Origin of the sequence: Enterococcus sp. (assembly GCF_032555305.1) — a bacterium.
Lineage (GTDB): Bacteria > Bacillota > Bacilli > Lactobacillales > Enterococcaceae > Enterococcus_A.
Window position 1 is genome coordinate 239,048 of the sequence record NZ_JAWGOQ010000003.1, and the last position, 24,139, is coordinate 263,186.

At 40.2% G+C, this 24,139-nt stretch carries 21 protein-coding genes and 1 tRNA gene; 6 read left to right on the forward strand and 16 right to left on the reverse strand.

What is annotated here, in order from left to right; translation table 11 throughout:
• Nucleotides 1–100: 100 nt before the first annotated feature.
• From E6139_RS04125 to E6139_RS04135, 3 genes are all read right to left on the reverse strand, one after another.
• Nucleotides 101–970 (reverse strand): class II fructose-bisphosphate aldolase, encoded by an 870-nt coding sequence (locus E6139_RS04125; RefSeq protein ID WP_048718717.1) that lies wholly within the window; start codon nucleotides 968–970, stop codon nucleotides 101–103.
• Between the two features lie 181 nt (nucleotides 971–1,151).
• Entirely contained in the window at nucleotides 1,152–2,762 is a 1,611-nt protein-coding gene (locus tag E6139_RS04130) for a CTP synthase (protein ID WP_316401796.1), read from the reverse strand.
• Nucleotides 2,763–2,949: 187 nt separating this feature from the next.
• Nucleotides 2,950–3,399: a YueI family protein gene (locus E6139_RS04135; RefSeq protein ID WP_316401797.1), complete on the reverse strand. Its 450-nt coding sequence runs from the start codon at nucleotides 3,397–3,399 to the stop codon at nucleotides 2,950–2,952.
• A gap of 284 nt (nucleotides 3,400–3,683) precedes the next feature.
• On the opposite strand from E6139_RS04135, the gene E6139_RS04140 reads away from it, so the two are divergent.
• On the forward strand, nucleotides 3,684–5,303 hold the full coding sequence (locus tag E6139_RS04140; protein WP_316401798.1) for a SulP family inorganic anion transporter: 1,620 nt from the start codon (nucleotides 3,684–3,686) through the stop codon (nucleotides 5,301–5,303).
• Nucleotides 5,304–5,364: 61 nt separating this feature from the next.
• On the opposite strand, the gene eno is transcribed toward E6139_RS04140, so the two are convergent.
• The 6 genes from eno to rpoN all read right to left on the reverse strand — a co-directional run bounded on the left by eno (nucleotide 5,365) and on the right by rpoN (nucleotide 12,643).
• The gene (gene eno / locus E6139_RS04145; RefSeq protein ID WP_010744523.1) at nucleotides 5,365–6,678 is read right to left on the reverse strand and encodes a phosphopyruvate hydratase; all 1,314 of its coding nucleotides are present in this window, start codon (nucleotides 6,676–6,678) and stop codon (nucleotides 5,365–5,367) included.
• A gap of 113 nt (nucleotides 6,679–6,791) precedes the next feature.
• Nucleotides 6,792–7,547, reverse strand: a complete 756-nt coding sequence (gene tpiA, locus E6139_RS04150; protein WP_010744522.1) for a triose-phosphate isomerase — start codon at nucleotides 7,545–7,547, stop codon at nucleotides 6,792–6,794.
• Between the two features lie 187 nt (nucleotides 7,548–7,734).
• Nucleotides 7,735–8,925 (reverse strand): phosphoglycerate kinase, encoded by a 1,191-nt coding sequence (locus tag E6139_RS04155; protein ID WP_316401799.1) that lies wholly within the window; start codon nucleotides 8,923–8,925, stop codon nucleotides 7,735–7,737.
• A 156-nt stretch (nucleotides 8,926–9,081) separates the two neighbouring features.
• Nucleotides 9,082–10,083: a type I glyceraldehyde-3-phosphate dehydrogenase gene (gap, locus tag E6139_RS04160; RefSeq protein WP_316401800.1), complete on the reverse strand. Its 1,002-nt coding sequence runs from the start codon at nucleotides 10,081–10,083 to the stop codon at nucleotides 9,082–9,084.
• A 35-nt stretch (nucleotides 10,084–10,118) separates the two neighbouring features.
• Nucleotides 10,119–11,162 (reverse strand): sugar-binding transcriptional regulator, encoded by a 1,044-nt coding sequence (locus E6139_RS04165; protein ID WP_316401801.1) that lies wholly within the window; start codon nucleotides 11,160–11,162, stop codon nucleotides 10,119–10,121.
• A 176-nt stretch (nucleotides 11,163–11,338) separates the two neighbouring features.
• Nucleotides 11,339–12,643 (reverse strand): RNA polymerase factor sigma-54, encoded by a 1,305-nt coding sequence (rpoN, locus tag E6139_RS04170; RefSeq protein WP_316401802.1) that lies wholly within the window; start codon nucleotides 12,641–12,643, stop codon nucleotides 11,339–11,341.
• 65 nt (nucleotides 12,644–12,708) lie between these two features.
• Here rpoN and E6139_RS04175 point away from each other — a divergent pair.
• A tRNA-Arg gene (locus E6139_RS04175) sits at nucleotides 12,709–12,780 on the forward strand.
• Between the two features lie 198 nt (nucleotides 12,781–12,978).
• On the opposite strand, the gene E6139_RS04180 is transcribed toward E6139_RS04175, so the two are convergent.
• The 3 genes from E6139_RS04180 to E6139_RS04190 form a co-directional block, all read right to left on the reverse strand.
• A complete protein-coding gene (locus E6139_RS04180; RefSeq protein WP_316401803.1) occupies nucleotides 12,979–14,238 on the reverse strand; it encodes a cytochrome P450 in 1,260 nt (419 codons plus the stop codon).
• 120 nt (nucleotides 14,239–14,358) lie between these two features.
• Entirely contained in the window at nucleotides 14,359–14,973 is a 615-nt protein-coding gene (rpoE, locus tag E6139_RS04185) for a DNA-directed RNA polymerase subunit delta (protein ID WP_316401804.1), read from the reverse strand.
• 73 nt (nucleotides 14,974–15,046) lie between these two features.
• On the reverse strand, nucleotides 15,047–15,481 hold the full coding sequence (locus E6139_RS04190) for a DUF1934 domain-containing protein (protein ID WP_316401805.1): 435 nt from the start codon (nucleotides 15,479–15,481) through the stop codon (nucleotides 15,047–15,049).
• Nucleotides 15,482–15,783: 302 nt separating this feature from the next.
• Here E6139_RS04190 and E6139_RS04195 point away from each other — a divergent pair, with 302 nt between their 5' ends.
• Both E6139_RS04195 and E6139_RS04200 read left to right on the forward strand, forming a co-directional pair.
• On the forward strand, nucleotides 15,784–16,593 hold the full coding sequence (locus E6139_RS04195; RefSeq protein ID WP_316401806.1) for a lipoate--protein ligase family protein: 810 nt from the start codon (nucleotides 15,784–15,786) through the stop codon (nucleotides 16,591–16,593).
• A complete protein-coding gene (locus E6139_RS04200; protein ID WP_316401807.1) occupies nucleotides 16,583–17,932 on the forward strand; it encodes an HD domain-containing protein in 1,350 nt (449 codons plus the stop codon). Before E6139_RS04195 ends, E6139_RS04200 begins: the two co-directional genes overlap by 11 nt.
• Nucleotides 17,933–17,949: 17 nt before the next feature.
• Here E6139_RS04200 and E6139_RS04205 read toward each other — a convergent pair whose 3' ends face one another.
• On the reverse strand, nucleotides 17,950–18,396 hold the full coding sequence (locus E6139_RS04205) for an NUDIX hydrolase (protein WP_316401808.1): 447 nt from the start codon (nucleotides 18,394–18,396) through the stop codon (nucleotides 17,950–17,952).
• Nucleotides 18,397–18,533: 137 nt separating this feature from the next.
• Between E6139_RS04205 and E6139_RS04210 the strand changes: the two genes are divergently transcribed.
• Nucleotides 18,534–18,902: a VOC family protein gene (locus E6139_RS04210; RefSeq protein WP_316401810.1), complete on the forward strand. Its 369-nt coding sequence runs from the start codon at nucleotides 18,534–18,536 to the stop codon at nucleotides 18,900–18,902.
• Between the two features lie 39 nt (nucleotides 18,903–18,941).
• On the opposite strand, the gene E6139_RS04215 is transcribed toward E6139_RS04210, so the two are convergent.
• Entirely contained in the window at nucleotides 18,942–19,898 is a 957-nt protein-coding gene (locus tag E6139_RS04215; RefSeq protein WP_316401811.1) for an AraC family transcriptional regulator, read from the reverse strand.
• A 165-nt stretch (nucleotides 19,899–20,063) separates the two neighbouring features.
• Here E6139_RS04215 and E6139_RS04220 point away from each other — a divergent pair, with 165 nt between their 5' ends.
• On the forward strand, nucleotides 20,064–22,067 hold the full coding sequence (locus tag E6139_RS04220; RefSeq protein WP_316401812.1) for an FAD-dependent oxidoreductase: 2,004 nt from the start codon (nucleotides 20,064–20,066) through the stop codon (nucleotides 22,065–22,067).
• Between the two features lie 47 nt (nucleotides 22,068–22,114).
• Here the strand turns inward: E6139_RS04220 and E6139_RS04225 are convergent, their stop codons facing one another.
• Together E6139_RS04225 and E6139_RS04230 are read right to left on the reverse strand one after the other, a co-directional pair.
• The gene (locus tag E6139_RS04225; RefSeq protein ID WP_316401813.1) at nucleotides 22,115–23,473 is read right to left on the reverse strand and encodes a TrkH family potassium uptake protein; all 1,359 of its coding nucleotides are present in this window, start codon (nucleotides 23,471–23,473) and stop codon (nucleotides 22,115–22,117) included.
• A 33-nt stretch (nucleotides 23,474–23,506) separates the two neighbouring features.
• On the reverse strand, nucleotides 23,507–24,139 hold the full coding sequence (locus E6139_RS04230) for a V-type ATP synthase subunit D (protein ID WP_316401814.1): 633 nt from the start codon (nucleotides 24,137–24,139) through the stop codon (nucleotides 23,507–23,509).

The following is a 24,139-nucleotide window of genomic DNA, read 5'->3' on the forward strand; positions in this document are numbered from 1 at the left end:
TTTTCATGTTATTCATTGAAAAGATAATTTCGTAATTATTCTATATTTTTATGCGCAAAAAAAGTCTCGAAGCGAATGCTCCGAGACTATGAGAAACAAATTAAGCTTTGTTTGCTGAACCGAACCAGTCGATATGTTCTTCAGCATCTTTAACGATTGCAGCAACACCTGGTGCCAACAATTTACGAGGGTCAAAGCCTTTTCCTTCTTTATCTTTGCCAGCTTCGATGTATTCACGAGTTGCTTTAGCAAATGATAATTGGAATTCAGTGTTAACGTTGACTTTAGAAACACCCATAGAAATTGCTTTTTGGATTTGTTCTTGAGGAATACCTGATCCACCGTGTAATACTAGAGGAACATCAGAACCTACAGCATCAGCGATAGCTTGTAAGTGGTCAAATGCAAGACCTTTCCAGTTTTCAGGGTATACGCCGTGAATGTTACCGATACCGCATGCTAAGTAATCGATACCTGTAGCAACCATTTGTACACATTCGTCGATGTCGGCTAATTCGCCAGCACCGATGATTCCGTCTTCTTCACCACCGATTGAACCAACTTCACACTCAACAGAGATACCTTTAGCATGAGCTTTTTCAACAACGTCTTTAGCCAATTTCAAGTTTTCTTCAAATGGAAGATGAGAACCATCAAACATGATTGAAGTATAGCCAACTTCGATACATTCTAAAGCAGCTTCGTAGTCACCATGGTCTAAGTGGATCGCAACTGGTACTGTGATACCCATTGAGTCAACCAAATCAGTGATGATATCTTTAGCAACTTTGTATCCGCCCATGTATTTTGCAGCGCCCATTGAAGTTTGGATAAGAACTGGTGCTTTTTTAGCTTCCGCAGCTTTTAGAATAGCTTGAGTCCATTCTAAGTTGTTTGTGTTGAATCCACCAACTGCATATCCGCCTTTACGTGCAGCTTTTAAGAATTCTGCTCCTGATACTACTGGCATAAAAAATTCCTCCTAAGGTTTTTTACTATTTGGTTAAGCCGTGCTTAACTAACGTGTTAATTCTATCAAAGTTTTTCCATCTTTGCTACTCCAAACCTTCCGATAAAACCTTTACATTTCAAGTTTTTTGCTTTTTTTGTAAAAAAAACTGAAAGGCGTCTATGCCTTTCAGTCAAAACTACTATTTTGCTTCTTTACTTTCCAATGATGCGCCAACGAAGGCTTTGATCAATGGTTGAGGACGATTTGGACGAGAGATCAATTCTGGGTGGAATTGACAGCCCACGAAAAATTTGTTTTCCGGAATCTCAACGATCTCAACTAAACGATTGTCAGGAGATACGCCAGAGAATACCAATCCTTTATCTTCAAACAACTGACGGTATTGGTTATTGAACTCATAACGATGACGATGACGTTCTTGGATCACATCGCCATTTCCATATGCAGCGGCTGTCTTGCTGCCTTTTTTCAACTTACATGGATATAGACCAAGACGCAATGTTCCGCCTAAGTTTTCAACATTCTCTTGATCTGCCATCAAGTCGATAATGTTGTTTGCTGTATCTGGAACAGTTTCTGCTGAATTCGCATCTTCAAGACCAGCCACGTTGCGAGCAAATTCCACACAGGCCATTTGCATTCCAAGGCAGATACCTAAGAATGGCACGTCATTTTCACGGGCATAGCGAATCGCTTCGATTTTCCCTTCTATTCCGCGATCGCCGAATCCACCAGGTACTAAGATACCATCAGCATCGCCTAACACTTCTGCGACATTTTCACGGGTAACATCTTGTGATTGAATCCAAGCAATCTCGATATCTGAATCAAAAGCAAAACCAGAATGCTTCAATGCTTCTACCACAGAGATATAAGCATCAGGTAATTCCACATATTTCCCAACTAATGCGATTTTAACCTTCTTCTTAAGATTCAGGACTTTTTCTTCCAATGCACGCCATTCTGTCATGTCCGCTACTGGAGCATCAATTTTTAGATGATCACAAACGATTTGATCCATGCCTTGCGCTTGTAACGCTAACGGAATGGAATAAAGTGTTTCTACGTCACGAGATTCGATAACTGCTTCTGGAGCCACGTCACAGAATTGCGCTAGTTTATTTTTTGTACTTTGAGAAACAGGCTGTTCTGTGCGAACGACTAAGATATTCGGTTGAATCCCTAAACCACGCAACTCTTTCACACTATGCTGTGTTGGCTTCGTCTTCATTTCGCCAGCAGCCTTCAAGAATGGTATCAACGTCGTGTGGATATACATCACGTTGTCTGCACCGACCTCTGCTTTCATTTGACGCAAAGCTTCTAGGAATGGTAATGATTCAATATCACCAACCGTACCGCCAACTTCAGTGATGATCACGTCTGAATCCGTCATCTTAGCAGCACGCATAATCTTTGATTTAATCTCATTTGTGATATGCGGGATAACTTGGACGGTCGCTCCTAAGTATTCACCCTTACGTTCTTTTCGAATAACCTCTGAATAGATTTTTCCTGTCGTTACGTTGGAGTATTGATTCAAGTTGATGTCGATAAAACGTTCATAGTGACCCAAGTCTAAATCCGTTTCAGCACCATCATCTGTCACAAAAACTTCTCCGTGTTGATAAGGACTCATCGTACCTGGATCGACATTGATATATGGATCGAATTTTTGAATAGTTACTTTCAATCCCCGATTTTTAAGCAAACGACCTAATGATGCTGCCACGATCCCCTTGCCAATTGATGAAACTACGCCGCCAGTTACAAAAATATACTTTGTCATAAATGAAAAAACTCCTTCATACTAATTTGCAGGAAACGTCTAGAAAAAACAAAGAAAGCTCCCTATCCGATTGAATAGGGAGCTTTGAATTCACTAAACACTGACCCTTACTAAAAGGGTGCCCAAGCAGTATAATACCGACACTTTGGAAAAATGTCAACTGTAATTATTAGTTGCTTACTTTTCTTTAATCAAATAATCTGCCAAAAAAGCTTTTCTTTTCCTTTGGCGCCTCTTGATCTGCATTTTTTTCTTGTGAGTACTTTTCTTCAATATCGATGATCTCTTCATTTACTGCATGATCAGTTACCAACAGCAAACCAATACTATCCTCTGAATCAATCGTTGCGTCATTTACAATGGTAAAATCAACAGAATTTTTTGACGCCAAGGCAATGAAATCTCTTTGGGCTTGTTCATCAACTGAACCATTGATCAGCAATTTCCCTTCAGGATATTTTTGAATTTCTGTTAGCAAGTGTTCCCGGTCCTGTCGATTTCTCATTTCGCGCATAGTCATACTTACAAAGCAACGTTCGCGGAATGTTCCTAAATACTTGCGCTGTTCATCCGGATTGATTCGTGCTGCACCAAATCGTCCCTTATCTAAATGTTGCTGTAATTCATCTTTTGCCAAAAAAATTCACTTCCTCATCAGATACTTTTAACCAAGTATATCAAAAGAGTGCTCAAAATGCTCAACTCTGATCATCCAGTAAAAAATTTATTAAAAATTCCAACTGAGCAGATCAATTCAAGTAACGATGAAAGAAATGAATAATTTTCAGAAACGCATAATAAAACTATTGTAATTTTATTCCCGCTCTTTTATAGTTAAAGTTGGTTTTAAAAAATGATAAATTTTTTTATAAAAGCCCGTTTTTACGGGCTTTTGTCGTATTTTCTAAAAAGGAGTGCTTTATGATCAAGCGTTATAAGAATTTGTTACAACAGGAATTTATGCATTACTCTAAAGAAAAACTGCAAAAGGATCTGCTGGCCGGGTTGACAGTCGCGGCTGTCGCTTTGCCTTTAGCATTAGCTTTTGGAGTCTCTAGCGGAGCGGATGCTGCCGCTGGAATGATTACAGCTATTATTGCGGGTGTCGTTATCGGAAGCCTTTCAGGCGGGTTCTACCAAATTTCTGGACCAACTGGAGCAATGGCTGCGATCTTAACTGGAATTATCGCAACACAGGGTCTGGCAGGTGTTCTAGTTGCGACATTTATCGCAGGGATTTTCTTACTGATCGCCGGACTTTTCAAACTTGGGAATCTCACCTCATTCATTCCGGCGCCAGTTATTACCGGTTTTACTTCCGGTATTGCTATCATTATTGCTTTAGGACAAATCGATAATTTTTTTGGAACCACCTCAGTTGGCGAAAATGCTTTAGCAAAACTGCTTAGTTATCGATCCGGCTTCACCCCGAACTTACCCACTCTTTTATTAGGACTGGCTGTTTTACTACTTTTGATTTTCTATCCTAAAAAGTGGAGTCAAATTTTACCAGCTTCACTAGTTGCTATTATTTTGGCGACATTTGTCACAATTATTTTCAAACTGCCTGTTGCTAAAGTTGGGAAAATTCCTACTTCATTAGTAACAAGCGAACGACTCCAGTTAGCAACACTTAACCTTTCTTTAGTAAAGCAATTATTGCTGCCTGCGATTAGTATTGCCATGCTAGGAATGATTGAGAGTTTGCTTTGCGGGGCTTCTGCTGGACGAATGACTGGAAAAGACCTTGATAGTAATCAGGAATTAATCGCACAGGGGATCGGTAATATAATCTTGCCGTTCTTTGGTGGAATCCCGGCAACAGCCGCGATCGCTCGAACAAGCGTAGCGATTAAGTCCGGTGCACAAACTCGATTAGCTGGCATCTTCCATGCGCTCTTCCTATTTTTATCGATGATCCTATTTGCACCGATCATGTCCCAAATTCCGATGGCTGCACTTGCCAGCGTTCTTCTGGTTACTAGTTGGCGAATGCACGAATGGAAAACAATCAAAACAATGATCCGACAGAAAAAAAGAACAGCGATCCTACTGTTCTTCGTTACCATGCTTAGTACGATCATTTTTGATTTAAGCATTGCCATCGTGATCGGCGTCATATGCGGCTGCATCTTCTTCATTGCCAAAAGTTCGAAAATTTCTATTATTACAGAAGAGATTGATTGGCAGCGGATGGAACTGCCTCGTTCTGCTGCTGGTGCTGAATGGGCAGTCATCTATATTACCGGCCCATTATTCTTTATGTCAGCTAACCAACTAAAAAAAGAACTAGATAAAGTCGTTGATAAAGAAGGACTCATCTTTTCACTTCGAGGAGTACCAAGCATTGATGTAACAGCATTAGATACTTTTGCAGATTATTTTTCTATCGCGGCGCTAAATGAACAAAAACTCGTTTTTACTTCTATGCAGCCTGATGTAGAAAAGCAATTTCAACAGCTATGGGACAATCAAGTTCATTGTCCGATTCAACATCCAACAGTTGCCCATGCGTTACACGCCCTGCATCAGGGATACTAAATCCTTTCCATATAAAAAGAGAGCTGTGAGGAAAAATCCTCACAGCTCTCTTTTTTGTTAATTATTTACCGATGAATGGGTTGTTTTTTAAGTTGTAGAAAGATTTAATTCCTTTGTATTCTGCAACATCACCCAATTGGTCTTCGATACGTAATAATTGATTGTATTTAGCAATACGGTCAGTACGTGAAAGAGAACCAGTTTTGATTTGACCAGCGTTAGTTGCAACAGCGATATCAGAGATTGTAGAATCTTCTGTTTCACCAGAACGGTGAGATACAACTGCAGTGTAGCCAGCTTCTTTAGCCATTTCGATAGCGTTGAATGTTTCTGTTAAAGTACCGATTTGGTTAACTTTGATAAGGATAGAGTTAGCAACACCTAAATCAATAGCTTTCGCTAATTTTTCAGTGTTTGTAACGAACAAGTCGTCACCAACTAATTGAACTTTATCGCCTAAAGCTTCAGTTAATTTCTTAGTACCTTCCCAGTCATTTTCGTCTAGGCCATCTTCGATTGAGATGATTGGGTATTTAGCAACCAATTCTTCGTAGAATGCGATCATTTCTTCAGTTGTTTTTTCGCCTTCGCCTGAATCAGCTAAAACGTAAACACCTTTTTCTTTATCGTAGAATTCTGAAGAAGCAGCATCCATAGCAAGAACGATGTCTTTACCAGGTACATAGCCAGCTTTTTCGATAGCTTCGATAATTACTTCGAAACCTTCTTCGTTAGAACCAAGGTTAGGAGCGAATCCACCTTCGTCACCAACTGAAGTAGCAAGACCTTTAGCTTTTAAGATTGAAGCCAAAGCGTGGAATACTTCTGCACCATAACGTAAAGCTTCTTTGAATGTAGGAGCGCCAACAGGCATGATCATAAATTCTTGGAAGTCAATAGAGTTATCAGCATGTGATCCACCATTGATGATATTCATCATAGGAGTAGGCAAAACTTTTGTATTGAATCCGCCAAGGTAGTTGTACAATGGGATTTCTAAGAAGTCAGCAGCTGCACGAGCAACGGCGATAGAAACACCAAGAATAGCGTTCGCACCTAATTTACCTTTGTTAGGAGTGCCATCTAATTCGATCATAGCAGCATCAATAGCAGCTTGGTCACGTACGTCGTAGCCGATGATTGCTTCAGCGATAATGTTGTTTACATTATCAACTGCTTTAGTAACACCTTTACCGCCGTAACGAGCTTTGTCGCCATCACGTAATTCAACGGCTTCGTATTCACCAGTTGAAGCACCTGAAGGAACCATACCGCGGCCGAATGCGCCGTCTTCTGTATAAACTTCTACTTCGATTGTTGGGTTACCACGTGAGTCTAGGACTTCGCGTGCGTAAACGTCTGAGATAATTGACATGTTTTGTCTCTCCTTTAAAATTTGTTTTTATTAAAGGGCTAAAAACCCTTATAACCAATATTAGTGAAAATCGTCGGCAGTTGCAAACAAAAGCCGTAATTTTCTATAAAAAATTATTTTGCGCCTTCTAATAAAGCTAAGAATGAGTCAGCCTTCAAGCTAGCTCCGCCGACTAAAGCGCCGTCAACGTTTTCTTTTGCCATGTATTCAGCAATGTTTTCTGGTTTCACAGAACCGCCGTATTGGATACGAACAGCTTCAGAAACTTCTTTACCATAAATACCTTCAACTGTTGAACGAACAACGCCGCAGATTTCGTCAGCGATTTGTGCGTCAGCAGATTTACCAGTACCGATAGCCCAGATTGGTTCATAAGCAATAACCATGCTTGAAACTTGTTCAGCAGAAAGATCAGCTAAACCAGCTTTGATTTGTCCTTCGATCCATTCAGCTGTTTTGCCAGCTTCATATGTTTCTAAAGACTCACCACAGCAAAGGATTGGCAACATGCCGTTAGCGAAGATTGCTTTGGCTTTTTTGTTAATTTCTTCGTCTGTTTCATGGAAATATTCACGGCGTTCTGAATGGCCGATGATTACATAGTCCACACCAAGATCAGCTAAAGCAGCAGGTGAAGTTTCACCAGTGAATGCTCCAGCATTTTCCCAGTAGCAGTTTTGAGCAGAGATTTTTAAGTCAGTGCCTTTTGCTGCTTCAACTAATTCTTGTAAGAATAAAGCAGGTGATCCAATCACTGAATCTACTTTATCGTTAGCAGGAATATTGTTTTTTACTGCTTCAGCAAAATCTTTTGCTTCAGATGCAGTTAAGTTCATTTTCCAGTTACCAGCAATAATTGGTTTACGCATTTAGAAAACTCCTTTTTCGTATTAAGGTGTTAATTTTTTTCAAAAATTAATTTGATTCTCAAGCCGTATACCATCCAACTAAACAGATCAACACTGTTCAATAAAGTTCCATCATGTAAATTCTTAACACATTGTGAAACTGCAAAAAGTTGGACCGGCATCCTTTTTCGTATTAGGGTGTTAATTTTTATTTATCGTTGATTGCTGCTAGTCCAGGTAATTCTTTACCTTCTAGTAATTCAAGACTTGCGCCGCCACCAGTTGAGATGTGAGTGAATTTGTCAGCAAAGCCAAGTTGTTCAGCTGCCGCTGCAGAATCCCCACCACCGATGATTGTTGTAGCATCTTTCAAGTTCGCGATTGCTTCACAAACACCGATTGTTCCGCGAGCGAAGTTGCTCATTTCGAACACACCCATAGGTCCGTTCCATACAACTGTTTTCGCGCCTTCTAATGTTTGAGCGAACAAAGCGATTGATTCTGGTCCAATGTCAAGACCCATTTGTCCAGCTGGAACATCACCAGTATGTTCTTCAGTAGGAACGTCGTTTGAGAATTCAGCCGCTGTAATTGAGTCAACTGGTAAAACTAACTTGTCGCCAGCTGCTTCGATCAATTCTTTTGCTAAGTCAACTTTGTCAGCTTCTACTAATGAGTTGCCGATTTCCATGCCTTTAGCTTTGTAGAAGGTATACGTCATTCCGCCGCCAATCAAGATCTTGTCAGCTTTAGGAATCAAGTTTTTGATTACGCCGATTTTGTCAGAAACTTTCGCGCCGCCTAAGATCGCGATCATAGGGCGTTTAGGTTCTTCAACAGCTTCGCCGATGAATTTGATTTCTTTTTCCATTAAGAATCCAGCAACAGTTGGAATTCCAGTAGAAGCGATACCTACGTTAGAAGCGTGCGCACGGTGAGCAGTACCAAATGCATCATTGACGAATACATCGCCTAATGAAGCCCAGTATTTACCAAGTTCAGCGTCATTGCCGCTTTCTTTTTTGCCATCGATATCTTCATAACGAGTATTTTCAAAGACAACTACGTCGCCGTCTTTCATGTCTGCGATTGCAGCTTCTAATTCAGAACCGCGAGTCTCAGGTACGAACGTTACGTTTTTACCTAATAATTCGCTTAAACGTTCAGCTACAGGTTTTAATGATTTGCCTGCTTTGTCTTCTTCTGTTTTCACACGACCTAGGTGAGAGAACAAAATAGCTTTGCCGCCTTGTTCTAAAATGTAGTTGATTGTTGGTAACGCCGCTTTGATACGAGTGTCATCAGTAATCACGCCATCTTTAACAGGAACGTTGAAGTCCACACGAACTAAAACTTTCTTGTCTTTCAAGTCAAGATCTTTAACTGTCATTTTTGCCATGAAAGAAAACCTCCAAATTGTTTTTTTAAATCTTTTCTATTATACAACTCTTTTTAGGAAAAGAGCTAACGATAGACATAAGCTTACTAAAAAAACGGAGAAGCGCGTTGCTTCCCCGCCTTGTTTCAGACAATGTGTTTTCGTTTAAAATAAATCTTAAAGTTTAGCGAAGTATTCTAAAGTACGAACTAATTGAGCAGTGTATGACATTTCGTTATCATACCAAGCAACAGTTTTAACTAATTGTTGTTCGCCAACTGTCATTACTTTAGTTTGAGTTTCGTCAAATAATGAACCGTAAGTCATACCTACGATATCTGAAGAAACGATTTCGTCAGTGTTGTAACCGAATGATTCGTTAGATGCTGCTTTCATCGCTGCATTTACTTCATCAACAGTAACTTTTTTGTTAAGAACAGTAACTAATTCAGTTAATGAACCAGTTGCAACAGGAACACGTTGAGCAGCTCCGTCTAATTTACCGTTCAAGTCAGGAATAACTAAACCGATAGCTTTAGCAGCACCAGTTGAGTTAGGCACGATGTTTGCTGCAGCAGCACGCGCACGACGGAAGTCGCCTTTAGGGTGAGGTCCATCAAGAGTCATTTGGTCACCAGTGTAAGCGTGGATAGTTGTCATTAAGCCTTCAACAACGCCAAATTCGTCATTCAAAGTTTTAGCCATAGGAGCTAGACAGTTAGTAGTACATGAAGCACCAGAGATAACTGTTTCGTCACCAGTTAAAGTTTCGTGGTTAGTGTTGTAAACGATTGTTGGAACATCGTTACCACCAGGAGCTGAGATAACAACACGTTTAGCACCAGCTGTTAAATGTTTTTCAGCAGCAGATTTTGAAGTGAAGAATCCAGTACATTCTAATACGATATCTACTCCTAGTTCTCCCCAAGGTAATTCTTCAGGGTTGCGGTTAGCAAGAACTTTAACTTCTTTGCCGTTCACGTTGAATGAACCTTCGTGAACTTCAACAGTTCCGTTAAAGCGACCTTGAGTTGTATCATATTTTAACAAGTGAGCCAACATTTTAGCGTCTGTTAAGTCGTTGATAGCTACAACTTCCAATCCTTCTACATCTTGGATACGGCGGAATGCTAAGCGTCCGATACGTCCAAATCCGTTAATTCCAACTTTTACTGTCATTTAAGATTTCCTCCTTATGGAATCAAAAAATATATTTATTTTAAAGGGGATGTCCCTTTTAAAATCTCATTTGCGGCGGCTTCATCGGTGATGAGCCACGTTTGTTTTGGAGCATTTTTCATATACGCTGTAATGGCTTTGACTTTGCTTTTACCACCAGCGACTGCTAGAATCGTCGGCATCTTCTGAATATCCTCTAAGGATAATCCGATTCGCGGTACCTTATGAACGATCTCTCCATTCTCGTCAAAAAAGTACCCAAAAGATTCTGCAACAGCATTTTTTTGTTTCAGACGAATGATCTCATCTTCTGACATTTTTCGCCTTGCTGCCATGTGTACGGCTCGACCAATACTGTGAACAACACAATTGGCTTCTTTGATCATCGCCAGGACGGTTCTAATCGAAGGTTCTTTCAGCAGTGTATGGTACGCTTCCTCACTTAACTGTTCCGGCACATATAATGCACGATGTTCGCCGTGGGCATTTGCTGCCATCAAGGCGCTCACTGAATTAGCTTGAATCGATACGGCTTCACCGATACCGCCCCTAGCTGGAACAAAAAGATTATGGCGTTTTGCTGTTTCCAATGGACTGACATGTCTGGCAACTTCTGCCATTGTCGTACCGCCCATCACTGCAATAATGTTTCGGCCATCTGGTAATTGACGCTGCAAAGCCTCATCAACTAACTCGCCAAATTCACCGATTACTTTTTCCTGCTCATCACTGTTTCCAGAAACGATCAAGCAACGTTCGATTTTGAAAATTGAAGCGAGCTGCTTTTCTAACTGATCCATGCCGGTAAACTGTTCCATCAAAAGTTCCAGATGCTGCAACAGTCCCTCGCCCTTTTCAGTTAATAACATACCGCTCTTCGTTGCATCAATCAAACGCTGATCTCTAAGATAATCTGTCTCACCACGTAAAACTCGTTCGGTAAGACCCAATGAATCAGCTAAGTTTCTTCGACCGATCGGCTGCATCCAAAAAATATTCTGCATGATACGATATCTTTTTTTTACAACCTCTAACACATCAGGGGCGATTGCTTCAAGTACTCTTAGTTCACTTAACAAAGGAATTCCTCCGTTGGACTTAAGTAGTCCCTCATAGACTTTTAGCGACCCATGAATATTAAAAAAAATGCAAGAAAGTCAAATCAATCATTTGATATTTGCTAATTTCTTACATGACAAAGTGTAACAGTTTTGTCCCATCTGCGCAAGGAAAAAGCCAAGTTTTTTTACTTGGCTTAATCAAAACGTTTTCTTTTCGATGAGCTGGGAATATTTAAAGCATCACGGTACTTTGCGACCGTTCTTCGAGAAATTTTTTGCTCTTTTTCAGCTAACAGTTCAACGATTTTTTGATCAGATAATGGTTTGCGTTTATCTTCTTTTTCAACTAAAGACGTGATAAGTTGTTTAACTTCATCGGCTGAGGTATCTTCGTCGTTAACTTTATTGACAAAAAAACTGCGTAATTCAAAGACACCAAAATCCGTCTCAATATATTTTCCATTAACTGCACGGCTGATCGTTGATTCATGGACGTCCAATTGTTTCGCCACGTCTTTCAGCATCAATGGCTTCAAAGCACCTTGTTTTTCTTCAAAAAAATGTACTTGCTGCTGTACGATAATCTTACCGACTTCTAGAATTGTATCTTTTCGCTGCCCTAGGGTTTTGTTTAACCACTCGAACTGCTGCAGCTTTTCTTTCAAATAAACTTTTGTTTCCTCATCAGCCTGCTGCTTCAAACGATTAAAATAATTCTCCTGGAAGTTTAGTCTCAGTTGACCCCTTTTATTCGACAGTACAACTAATTCTCCTTCTCTTCTAACTAATGTCAAATCTGGAATAATGAAATTCGAGTCTTGTCCGCCAAAGCTTGCGCCTGGGAATGGATTCAAGGTTCGAATATAATCCAAAATCTGTTGAACCTGAGCTAGACTGATTTGATATTCCTTCGCGATCTGTTCAAATTTTCTTTTGGCAATCGCGTCGAAAGACTCTTCTAATAGAAGATAAGCTAATTCTGGGGCATAATCATCTTGTTCTGTCTGCAGCATCAAACACTCCTGCAGGTTTCTCGCACCTACCCCTGGCGGATCCAACTGCTGCAAAAGCGTCAAAGCATCCAGATATTGAATATCTGTCGCCTTCAGCTCTTCTTTGATCTCTTCTTCATCGACTCTTAAATAACCATTTACATCGACATACTCTACTAAGACAAGCATAATCTCACGAATGAACGTATCTCGATAGTTTAAGTGAATTTGATTGATTAGATGTTCAAACAACGAAACAGGATGATCAGCAATCTGAATGAATGACTCTTCTTTGGCCGCTCCGCTATTGTGCATCTGCATCAAGTCGCTTTGAATTTTTGGAGCCACTACATCAAATAGCGGATTCTCTAAAGAGACCGTTTCAACGTAGTCCTTCAACTCCTCAGTATTGAATTGTAATATTTGAATCGCCTGCTGCAACTCCTGAGTCATCGCCAGTTTTTGAGTTTGCTGCTGCTTTTGCGAATAACCTTGCTGAAACTTCATATACTTTCCCCTTGTTTTTTTAAAATAATATGCTAAACTAATATTCGTGCTTATGACCAATACACGCGCCCTTAGTGTAGTGGATATCACGTAAGATTCCGGTTCTTGAGACGGGGGTTCGATTCCCTCAGGGCGCATTATTTCGACACTTCTCAATTTGAGGAGTGTTTTTTCTTTAAGCGAACTAAAAAAATCGAACTCCATAACAGCTATTATACTTTTTTAGCTGGCACTTATCAATTTTGATTCAGTCAAAGGAGATTAGCAGCTATCAATAAAAGAAAAAAAACGCTCCTAACAGGAACAAATCCTGATAAAAGCGGTTCTCAATCTGATTAATTCTTAATTAATATTGCCTTGCTCTTCGGATAGGTTGGAAATTGATTCATTGGAATTGTCCAATCCTGTTCTGGCACAGAAAACTGATACTTATTCACCAGCTGATCTGAAAAGACCCTTAAAGTATGCAAAGTGATCCATTCTCCTGCACAGCGATGCATTGCTTCAAATTTTCCGCCGCCTTGAGCAATCATTTCATACTCTTCATCGTAAGAAATATGCTTTTCTTTTCCTAAATAACGAGAAATTCGGAATACTTCCGGTGTTTCGATCATGCGTTCATCATGATTTGTTCCATACAGGTCAAGAACAACCCAGCTATCTTTAGGAATCAAATAACCATCAACTTCAACATCTTGTTTCGCGAAAGCCGGCAACATCGGAAAGAAAGGATAATAACGACGCATTTCTTGTATGAAAGAATCTTGCAATTGATCGAATTCAGCATGGAGCCGTTGATAAATATCGGGACAGCTAAACAAAGTATGGCCCATTAACGCAATCCAAACAGTCAAAGCAACAGTTGGACGAATCACATTTAACAATTCAACAGCGGCTACTTCAATCGGTAATAATTCTCCCTGATCATCTGTAGCATTAGCAAAAGCATATAGGGCAACGTCCTTTTTTCCAGCCACTGGGTTTGTACGTGCCTTTTCAATCAATGATTGTGCCCATTTTTCTGATTTTTTTCGATTTTCAATGCCTTTGATATGAGTTGTCGGATTGGTTACAGCAGAGCTGATCATTGAGATTTGGTATTCCGCTAATTGCTCAACTTCCTTCTTGTCAATTTTTGATAAATCAATTCCCGACCACTCACAAATTGAACGAAATAAAACATCCTTTGCGACATCGAACAGTTCAAATTCTCCCTGCTGTTGATCCATCTTCTGGGTTAGATTCTTGTCCAAAATCCGATGATACGCTTCCATTCGCTCTGGTGTCATCAAATTCATAAAAATAGTTTTTCTATGCTCATGAGCATTCCCATCCAAGGTTTGAACCCCATCTTCTCCAAACAACGTTTTTAAAACAAGCTTCGGCATCGCGCCTTCTCTTTTAAAATTTCGTGGATCATAAAATTTCTTAGCCGCTTCTTTTCCATAAATCGCGATGACTTCCTTCTTTAGCAATCGGGCCTTTACGACTGGTGCATCTGCTTCTTTGCGTAATTCTGTGAGCAGTAGATAGCCTTCGTCCAGACGTTCACTCACATCTGTTAATTTGATTTTGATTTCAGGTACTTTTTCCATGACGATCACCTTTCTGTGTTTCTTTTCTAAATTCATACTATCGCGTTACTCAGAAAAGAATCAACGAAAGCGCTTGTGAAAATCTAAAGGAAAATAAAAAAAAGAATAGATCAAATTGATCTACTCTTCATCTTCTTCATCATCGTCTTCAAATTCATCATCGTCATCATCGATCACGCTGAGATCATCTTCGATACCGCCAGGAACAACTTCTTCGTCATCCTCATTTGCATCCGCTCCGATTTCTTGTAGATCAGAGTTATATGCTGCGATTTCATCATCATCATCGTCATCATCGTCGTCGATTTCATCTTCGTCATCGTCGACTAACAAATCAGTGTCTTCAGGGTCATCATCGTTGTAGTCGATCGCGTCTTCATCATCGTTGATAAAGGCATTGACCTTCTTACGTTTCTTACGACGAGGCTTGTCTTCTTCATCGTCATCTTCTAAGCCATGGTTGACTTCTTCATCAATCGAATCGATCGCGTACCATGAACGTAATCCCCAGCGATTATCGCCTAGAGAAATAAAACTTCCATCAATATTCAAATCGGTATAAAATTGTGCTAATGCATCACGAATCTCACTGTCTGATTTGCCAAGATAGTTTTGGATTTGATTGACTAGATCTGAAAAATCCATTACATCTGCGCGTTCTTCCAGAATTGCGTGTGCCACTTCAATCATTGATAATTCATCTTTGTTCAAACCATCAAAAATACTAAGTTCCAAGTATGACACGTCCTTTCAAAGTCTACTCCTTATCATACAAAATCAAAAGGTAAAAAGCAAACCTTTCTTATGCTTAGGTAGTAAATTCTAAAACTAGATGATAGTCTCCCACTTTTTCCTCTTTCATCAGAAGAGCATAGTCAATTGTAATGATGCCTGAAAATGGGCGATCCTTTAAACTGACATGAAGATTTTTCGCATAAGTCGTAATCATAAAAATACCATATGGAGTCTTATAACTCGTCTCTAACTTTTCGCGATAAGCAAAACGCAGACGCATCCGTGATTCACCGGAACGAATCAGTTGAACTTGAGAATCTGGCGTTACTTTGACCGTGACCGGGGTTTCTTGTCCATCCGGTTGAACTTCTTTGTAGCGAATGTACAATGTGTCTCCCATTTTCACAACTTGACCGGGAAGATCAAAGACGAACTCCTCTGTCTCGTCGTTCTGAGTGACCTTCGTTTGTACTTTAATTTTTGCGGGAATACCTTCATTGATATTCACAGAGCTTCCACTCCTTCTTAGTTTAATGTACTTGTCCTGTTGCTCTGCTGAACCTTTAAGTGTCAGGTAGACATGTCTCTTCCAGAAATCATCACTAGATTAGATGACAAATTCATTTTCAGTTTACTACCTACAAAGAAAGACTGGCAAAGCCAGAAGCAGAGCTGACAATCTTCCACTATTTATTTTTGTCGCTTTTACTTTTTTTGTCAACTACTTCTGCTTTTTGAGCTACATGATTACTTACTTTCCGTATTTTTGTTTATAATAGTAGGGAATACACGGAACGAGAGGAAGATTAGATGAAAGAAGCATTGCTTTTTGATCAAGAGATGCTCCCAAAAAACGACTTATTCAATCCTTTTGCCTTGACGGATGTGCTGACAGAGTTTAGCGGTGATCAGAATCAGCCGATCATCCATTTTTGGCAATTGCCTAAAACCTTGATCTTGGGAATGAAGGATAGTCGTGTCACCTATTTTAAGGAAGCCCTAAGAACTGTTCATAAGAAAGAATATGAGCTTCTTTTACGTAATGCTGGCGGCTTAGGTGTGATCAGTGATGAAGGAGTATTAAACGTATCGTTGATCCTTCCCAAAGAAACGATCTCTTCATTATCAATCGATGATGGTTATCAAGCAATGGTAGACTGGATAGAGCAAACTAGCTTTGGCAAGTTAGGTATCGATGTTGGCGAAGTCGCCGATTCTTACTGTCCAGGGAAATACGATCTCTCAATAAATGGGAAAAAAATCGCCGGTATTGCCCAGCGACGAGTCAAAGAAGGTGTGGCGATCATGATGTATCTTAGTGTCAACGGCGATCAAACGCTTCGTGGAGAGGTTACTCGTTCCTACTATGAAGAAGGTTTGAAGGATCAGTTTGGCGTCAACTATCCTCCAGTTAATCCTGCTAGTATGACAACACTAGATGATATTGCATCATTTAATGTTTCAGTCGATTCTGTTAAACAGGAGTTATTACTGGCGATGTCTCATCGTGCCCAAACAGATGCTTTAGCAAGTTTCTATCAATTAGAAGAATATCAGCGTCGCATTCAAAATATGCAGCAGCGCAACGCGATAATTCAGGAGGTACTAAATGACTTATAAATATCAAATGCTCCCACTGGAAAAAGTTTTTCGCGATCCAGTCCATAACTATATCCACGTCCAACATCAGGTCATTTTAGATTTGATCAACTCAAAAGAAGTTCAACGTTTGCGGCGAATCAAACAACTCGGCACAACCTCTTATACTTTTCATGGTGCAGAACACAGCCGTTTTTCTCATTCGTTAGGCGTCTACGATATTACTCGGCGAATTTGCGATATTTTTCAACGAAACTACTCTCAGGAAAAGTACGGTAAAGACGGATGGGATGACTCCTATCGCCTGGTCGCCTTGTGTGCGGCATTGCTTCACGATGTTGGTCATGGTCCCTATTCCCATACCTTCGAACACATTTTTCATACAGATCATGAAGCCTTGACCGTTGCGATCATTACATCCCCGGAAACTGAGGTATTTCAGATCTTAAACAATGTCGAAGAAGGCTTCCCAGAAAAAGTTGCTAGCGTTATTACTAAAACCTTTGAGAATCCGCAGGTGGTGCAGATGATCTCCAGTCAGATTGATGCAGATCGGATGGACTATTTGCTGCGTGATGCCTATTATACCGGTACTGAGTATGGTACTTTCGACTTAACAAGAATCTTACGTGTGATCCGTCCTTATGAAGGCGGAATTGCCTTCTCTATGAATGGGATGCACGCTGTGGAAGATTACATTGTCAGTCGTTATCAAATGTATGTCCAAGTTTATTTCCATTCAGTTTCTCGTGGAATGGAAGTTTTACTAGAACATCTTTTAGATCGTGCACACGAATTATATCAAGAAGATGCGGAAATTTTCTCTCTTCATTCACAATTCTTAATACCTTTTTTGAAAGAAGATTTTTCATTAGAGGACTATTTAAAATTGGATGACGGGGTATTGAATACGTACTTTGCCCAATGGATTGATGAGCAGGACCTGATTTTAAGTGACCTAGCCTACCGCTTTTTAAATCGCAAACCGTTAAAATCTATCGCGGTCGATTCTAGTGATAATCCGCTGCTGCTTGAAATGAAAGACTTAGTTGAAAAAGCTGGATTCAATCCACGTTACTACACAGCAATTAATTCCAGTTACGACTTGCCATATGACCTTTATCACCCAGAAAAAGGCAGTCACCGAACACAAATCGAATTAATGCAAAAAGACGGTTCATTAATCGAACTTTCTAAGGCTAGCCAGCTGGTTTCAGCGCTGACTGGACAAGGTCAAGGCGACATCCGCTTCTATTATCCGAAAGAGATGACGCAGTTGGATAGTAGGAATTCAGATTTGTTCGATGATTATTATCAAGCATTTGCCAAACATATTCACAATGGTGCGCTAGTAAAATAAGCAAAAAAACTTTCTGATCACTCAGAAAGTTTTTTCTTTAGCCATTCTTCTACGGCCCACTTATGACTGCCACGTTTCAATAATTCAATCGCCTGTGCTGGCGGTTCCCAGCTGCTATTGTTGCCCTCTTCTAATGGTTCAGAAACTTTTTCCCAACTTTTTGTAGAATAAAAATAGCCCGGATTATAAAAGAAAGTCGCCCGATGACGGGAATAGAAATATTCATCTGCTTGTCCTAAATACTCTGACAAAATAACTTTAAAGCCTAACTCTTCCAGCATTTCACGCTCTATCGCCTCTTCTTTTGTTTCATTTCCTTCGATTTCTCCGCCAGGTAAAAAGTATGCACCATTAGGAGCTTGGACTAGCGCAATTTTTTCCTCATCATTCATTAAAATTGCGTAAGCTGCATAACGTGCTTGATAGTTTTTTTCGGCTTCCTTTTCGCCAAACACTGGGATCATTGGTGTCCTCCTGCATAATGTATTTACTAGCTAGTTTACATTAAAAAAAACTCATAAACAACTGCTGAGCATAAATGCTGGCAAATTGATGTTTTATGGTATTATGAATTTAATAATCAATAGGAGGTTACTTACTTATGAAAATGGCACATACTTGTGTTCGTGTGAAAGATTTAGAGGCATCAGTCAAATTCTATCAAGAAGCATTCGGTTTTGAAGAATCTCGCCGTCGCGATTTTCCGGACTCAAAATTCACTTTGGTTTATCTAACTTTACCAGGTGATGAGTACGAATTGGAATTGACTTATAATTATGATCATGCAGCTTATGATTTAGGTGACGGTTACGGTCATATTGCAATTAGTTCAGATAATCTTGAAAAACTTCATGAGGAACAAAAAAACAAAGGATTCAACGTGACTGACTTGAAGGGTTTGCCAGGAACAGATCCTTCATATTATTTCATTACTGATCCAGATGGTTATAAAATTGAAGTGATTCGCTAAAAAAAGCAACGAGCCAACTCCTCTTGGAGTCGGCTCGTTTTATTGTTTTAGTGGACATGAAATCCGTTTGACACTTTCGCTGCATAAGCTATCTCGATACTCTTTTATATAGACTGATGGTGTTCGGTCAAATTTTTCTTTAAACTTTCGACAAAAATATGAGGTGTCGCAAAACGCCCATTTCAAAGCTACCTCTGTAATCGACAATTGAGAACTGAGCAGATCCTGAGCCGCATGCCGCAATCGTTCATTGACAAGATATTTGCTAAATGTCAGACCCTGTTCACAAAACAATTTCTGGATCGTTCGTGGCGACAGGTTAAAGTGATTCGCTACCGAAGATAAATTTAGTTCCTCGTTTGATAGATGATGTGTAAGATAATCTTGTATTTGAGCAAACAGTAAAGTATTTTGCTGATTTGGCAGCTGGTTCTCGCTTTGGATCAACCATTGGCACAGTATGTCTAAATAATTATCCATCACAATCACTCGTTCATCCTGGGATAGCCCGATCAATTGATCTTCAAGTAAAAAGGTGTACTCAATAACCACTTTCCCTAATCCCTGCCGACAATCCAGCCTAAAACAAAAATCAGTCATTTTAGGAATTTTCGATGCCAGTACATCATGGGGAAGCAGTAGATTGATTCCTTCAACGCGGGACAATCTTCGATAACCGCCTTTTCCTGATAAATCAAAAAATAAGCATTCTTCTTTGTCCAGCAGCGTACTCTGTCCATTATAAGAATGCCGTTCCCGACCCGATCGAATAAAACGCAATCCAAAATACTTTTGATGACGATGCTCATTGGTAAAATAGCCTGTCGATGCTTCATGGTCACTAAATGTCATAACTAAATCATTAATTACATGAATTCTAGAATAATGCATAGCGATTTTTTCTTCTGAAGAGAGCGAATAACTAAATTTCACCTGATCCAAGCTTTCGATATATGCTTGCGGATCAGTGAATTCTAATGATAAATCCTTTCCCATTAATAGGCCTCCAAATCATTCGTAAAAACAACAAAGAGTCTGCGTAATTATTCAATTCAGCAACAAAGAAATTTCTTAAAATAGATTTGTAAGCACTAAACACTGCCCTTTTGTGATTAGTGTAACAAATAAAGGTAGGCTTATCAATTAATGGAGGGTGAAAAGATGAAGCAAAAGTACAAACCGTTATTTGAACCATTTAACATTGGTAATGTCGAGATCAAGAACAAATTCTGCATGGCGCCCATGGGAACCTTAGCTCAGACCGACGAAACTAACAGTTACACCCCAGATGCCGTTGACTACTTCGAAGAAAGAGCACGTGGCGGTGTCGGCTTGATTATCACTGGAGCAAATTGGGTGGAAAGTGCGATTGAAAAACACAACGACGCTTTCTTCCCTAGTCCTGTAACAAACGAAAGTGTCTATGAAAAAATGGGCAAGGAGATTACTGACAAGGTTCATCCTTATGGCACTAAAATTTTTATGCAGCTCACCGCTGGATTAGGACGAAGTGCGTTACCAACAGCTTTAAAGGACACAGATTATGTCGCACCATCCAAAGTGATGAATCGCTGGATCGATGTCGAGTGTCGTGCTTTAACTACTGAGGAAGTTGAAGCAATTGTTGATGGATTTGCCGAATCAGCTCACATTGCACAGAAGGTCGGCTTCGACGGGGTTGAAATCCACGCGATGCATGAAGGCTATTTATTAGACTGCTTTACCATGACTTTGTTCAATCAACGAGACGACAAATACGGCGGAGATCTGAGAGGTCGGTTGACTTTTCCAATTGAGATCGTACAAGCCATCAAAAAACGTTGTGGTGAAGATTTCCCAGTTATCTTGCGCTTTAGTATCAAGAGCTATATCAAACAACTGCGACAAGGGGCGGTTCCCGGAGAAGAATTTTCAGAATTAGGTCGTGATGTCGAAGAATCCTTAGAAGCAGCGAAAATCTTGCAAGAAGCTGGTTATGATGGCTTCGATGCAGATGCTGGAACCTACGATGCTTGGTATTGGGCACATCCGCCAATGTATTTTGAAAAAGGAATGTACCTGCCGCTTTCTCAACAATTGAAAAAAGTAACCAATGTCCCTGTGATCGTCGCTGGCCGAATGGAAAATCCTGACATGGCCGTTGAAGCCCTACAAAATGGAAAGATCGATGCTGTCGGAATCGGGCGTCAGCTACTAACAGATCCTGAATACGTGAATAAGGTCATGCTTGATGACCTAGTAGATATTCGACCATGCTTAGGCTGTCACGATGGCTGTTTTGGGCGTTTGTTAGAAGGCGGCCGCGGTTCCTGTGCGGTAAATCCACAATGTGGTCGAGAAAACTTTGTTCGTATTGAACCAGCAATGACTAAGAAAAATATTTTGATCGTCGGTGGCGGTCCTGCAGGTTTAGAGGCAGCAAGAGTTAGCGCACTTCGCGGTCACAAGGTCACGCTTTTTGAAGCTAAAGATAGTGTAGGCGGTTCATTAATGGTCGGTGGGATTCCAGCCTTTAAACACGATGACCTTGATCTAGTTGAATGGTACAAGCATCAGATGGAGAAATTAAATGTCGATGTCCGTCTGAATGAAGCAGCTACCAAAGAAAAAATTCGCGAAATGAACCCTGACGCTATCTTTGTAGCTGAAGGTTCAACTCCGATTCAATTAGAACTTCCCGGCAGCGAAAACAAACCAGTCAACCTAGCAGATGAAGTCTTAAAAAATCAAGTCGCACTCGGTGAAACCTGTACGATTATCGGTGGTGGTTTAGTTGGCTGTGAATTAGCACTACATTTAGCATTGCAGGGGAAAAAAGTCTCAGTAGTAGAAGCTCTGCCAGATATTCTTAGATCCGGCAGTCCGCTCCCTCCTATGAATGAATGGATGTTAAGAGATTTGCTAGCCTTCCATAATGTTGAGATCATGACAAATGCGCATGCAAAAGAAGTTACTTCAGAAGGTCTTAAAATTACGGTGGCTGATAAGGAACAGTCAATAGCTGCTGACAATATTATTGTTGCTGTCGGTTACCGATCAAAAGGGGATTTATTTGAAGAATTGCGCTACGAATCGCCTTATGTATATCGCTTAGGTGATGGCGCTAAGGTGCGAAATATTCGAGCAGCGATTTGGGATGGATTTGAAGTCGCTCGAACAATTTAAGAATTCAAAAGAGTCATCCATTGAAAAATTTCAATGGATGACTCTTTTTATCCGATCATGACACTTTCTTCTGGAAGCTTATATTTTCCACCTTCTCGTTTAGTTAAACGCATCGTCAAAGAGAAACCAACTGTCAAGATACCTACCCTGCCGATATACATCAAGCCAATGATCAAAAGTTTTCCCATAAAGCTCAAGCTAGGTGTCAATCCCATCGTCAGACCAACGGTGCCAAAGGCCGAAAATGTTTCAAACAAAAGATACTCAATTCCACGAGAACGCGGCAATATCTCAGTAACAGACATCAACATCGTTACAGCGATACACAAGCTCAAAGTAATGAAGAAAAGAGTCAATGCACGAGATACAACAGAAGGCCGGATTGTTCGGTGAAAGACTTCTGCATGTTCTCTTCCCTTCAGCATAGAGATTGTTTGAACCAACAAAACCCCAAAAGTTGTTGTTTTCAGTCCGCCTGCTGTTGAACCAGGTGTACCTCCAATAAACATTAAAACGATAGTGAAAAGAATTCCTGCTTGACTGACACTACCATAATCAACGGAAAAATAGCCTGCTGTTCGGGCTGTCACTGACATGAAAAGCATGTTGGCAAAACGGGAGATTGGAGAGGAATCTCCGACAATATAACGACCGCCAGATTCCGAAACATAGAACACCAGTGTTCCGATGATCAACAAACTGAGTGAGATAGTTAACGCCAGCTTACTATGCAAACTAAGCTTTTTCGTTTTACGGAAGTTCATCAGATCCTGCCAAACGATAAAACCCAACCCTCCAGCAACGATCAAGCCAGAAATCACCAGTAGCACATACGCATTATTTTGGAAGCCTACCAGACTATCGCCAAACAAGTCAAAACCAGCATTACAAAAAGCAGAAATGGAATGAAAAAACGAATACCAAAGACCCTTAGTAACACCGTAAGCTGGAACAAAATCAACAGCCAGCAAAATCGCTCCAAGCAGCTGGAATCCCATCGCAAATCGAAAAATATATAGCATCAATCGCATGACGCCTGATAAGCTGTCTAAATTTAGAGACTCTTGTAAAATAATTCGAGTGACTAACCCGACTTTTCTCTTCATGATCGCCATAAAGATGAAGGGCATCATCATGAATCCCAGTCCCCCGACTTCAATCAAACTTATGATGATTAATTGACCTCCAAAGTTCCAGTGCTCGCTAGTCGTTAGCGTCGTTAAGCCGGTTACACAAGTAGCAGATGTTGCCGTGAATAACGCGTCAATAAACGGCGTTCCTTGTCCCGATTTTGTAAATATTGGCATAGTTAGTAGTATACTTCCAAATAATATGATTGCGCCAAATCCTAAAGCGATAAATTGAATAGGATAAATTTTAAAAGGCCAGCGTTTTTCTTTAATCATAGATTCCTACCTTCAAAAAAAGGCACTACTTTCTCAAGTAGTACCCATATTTTTAACTTTGATCATGCGCGTGACTTCTGCCCGTTCATTTTCTTCCAATTTCATTTTAATAAAGTAAATCGTTTCTTCCAACTGCGGAATCGTCATATACTCTAGAGCATTCACCCGTCGGCGCGTTTTCTCAATTTCCTTTGCCATTAGCTGACAGGTTTTTTCAATCTCAGTTAGCTCCAGCAGTTTTGGTAAAACTGCTGTGAACTTCTGAATACTCTGATCCAAATCGTCATTAGAATTCAGAAAACCGTATTCTAACGGACCATCAGATAATTCCGACTTATGTTGAAAGTTCATGATCGGCACTTTAACACTCATGACATCTTTTTCAATCACATCAAGCGTTACTCGTTCTTTCGGAACCGCCAATAATTCTTCGATGTATTTATCATTCAGGAGCGCATCCGCTACCGAAAAATTCTTCATCGCTTGCTCCAGTTCCTCTTCGACTTCGGCCCGCATCACATTGTTCTTTTTGACCAATAAAATGAAACGCCGCATCAGTTCATCTTGCTTGTCCTTCAACAGCTTGTGACCACGGCTAGCTGTTGTCAGTTGTTTTTTTAATCGGGTAAGTTCCATTCGTGTTGGATTAACATTTAATTTCACCAT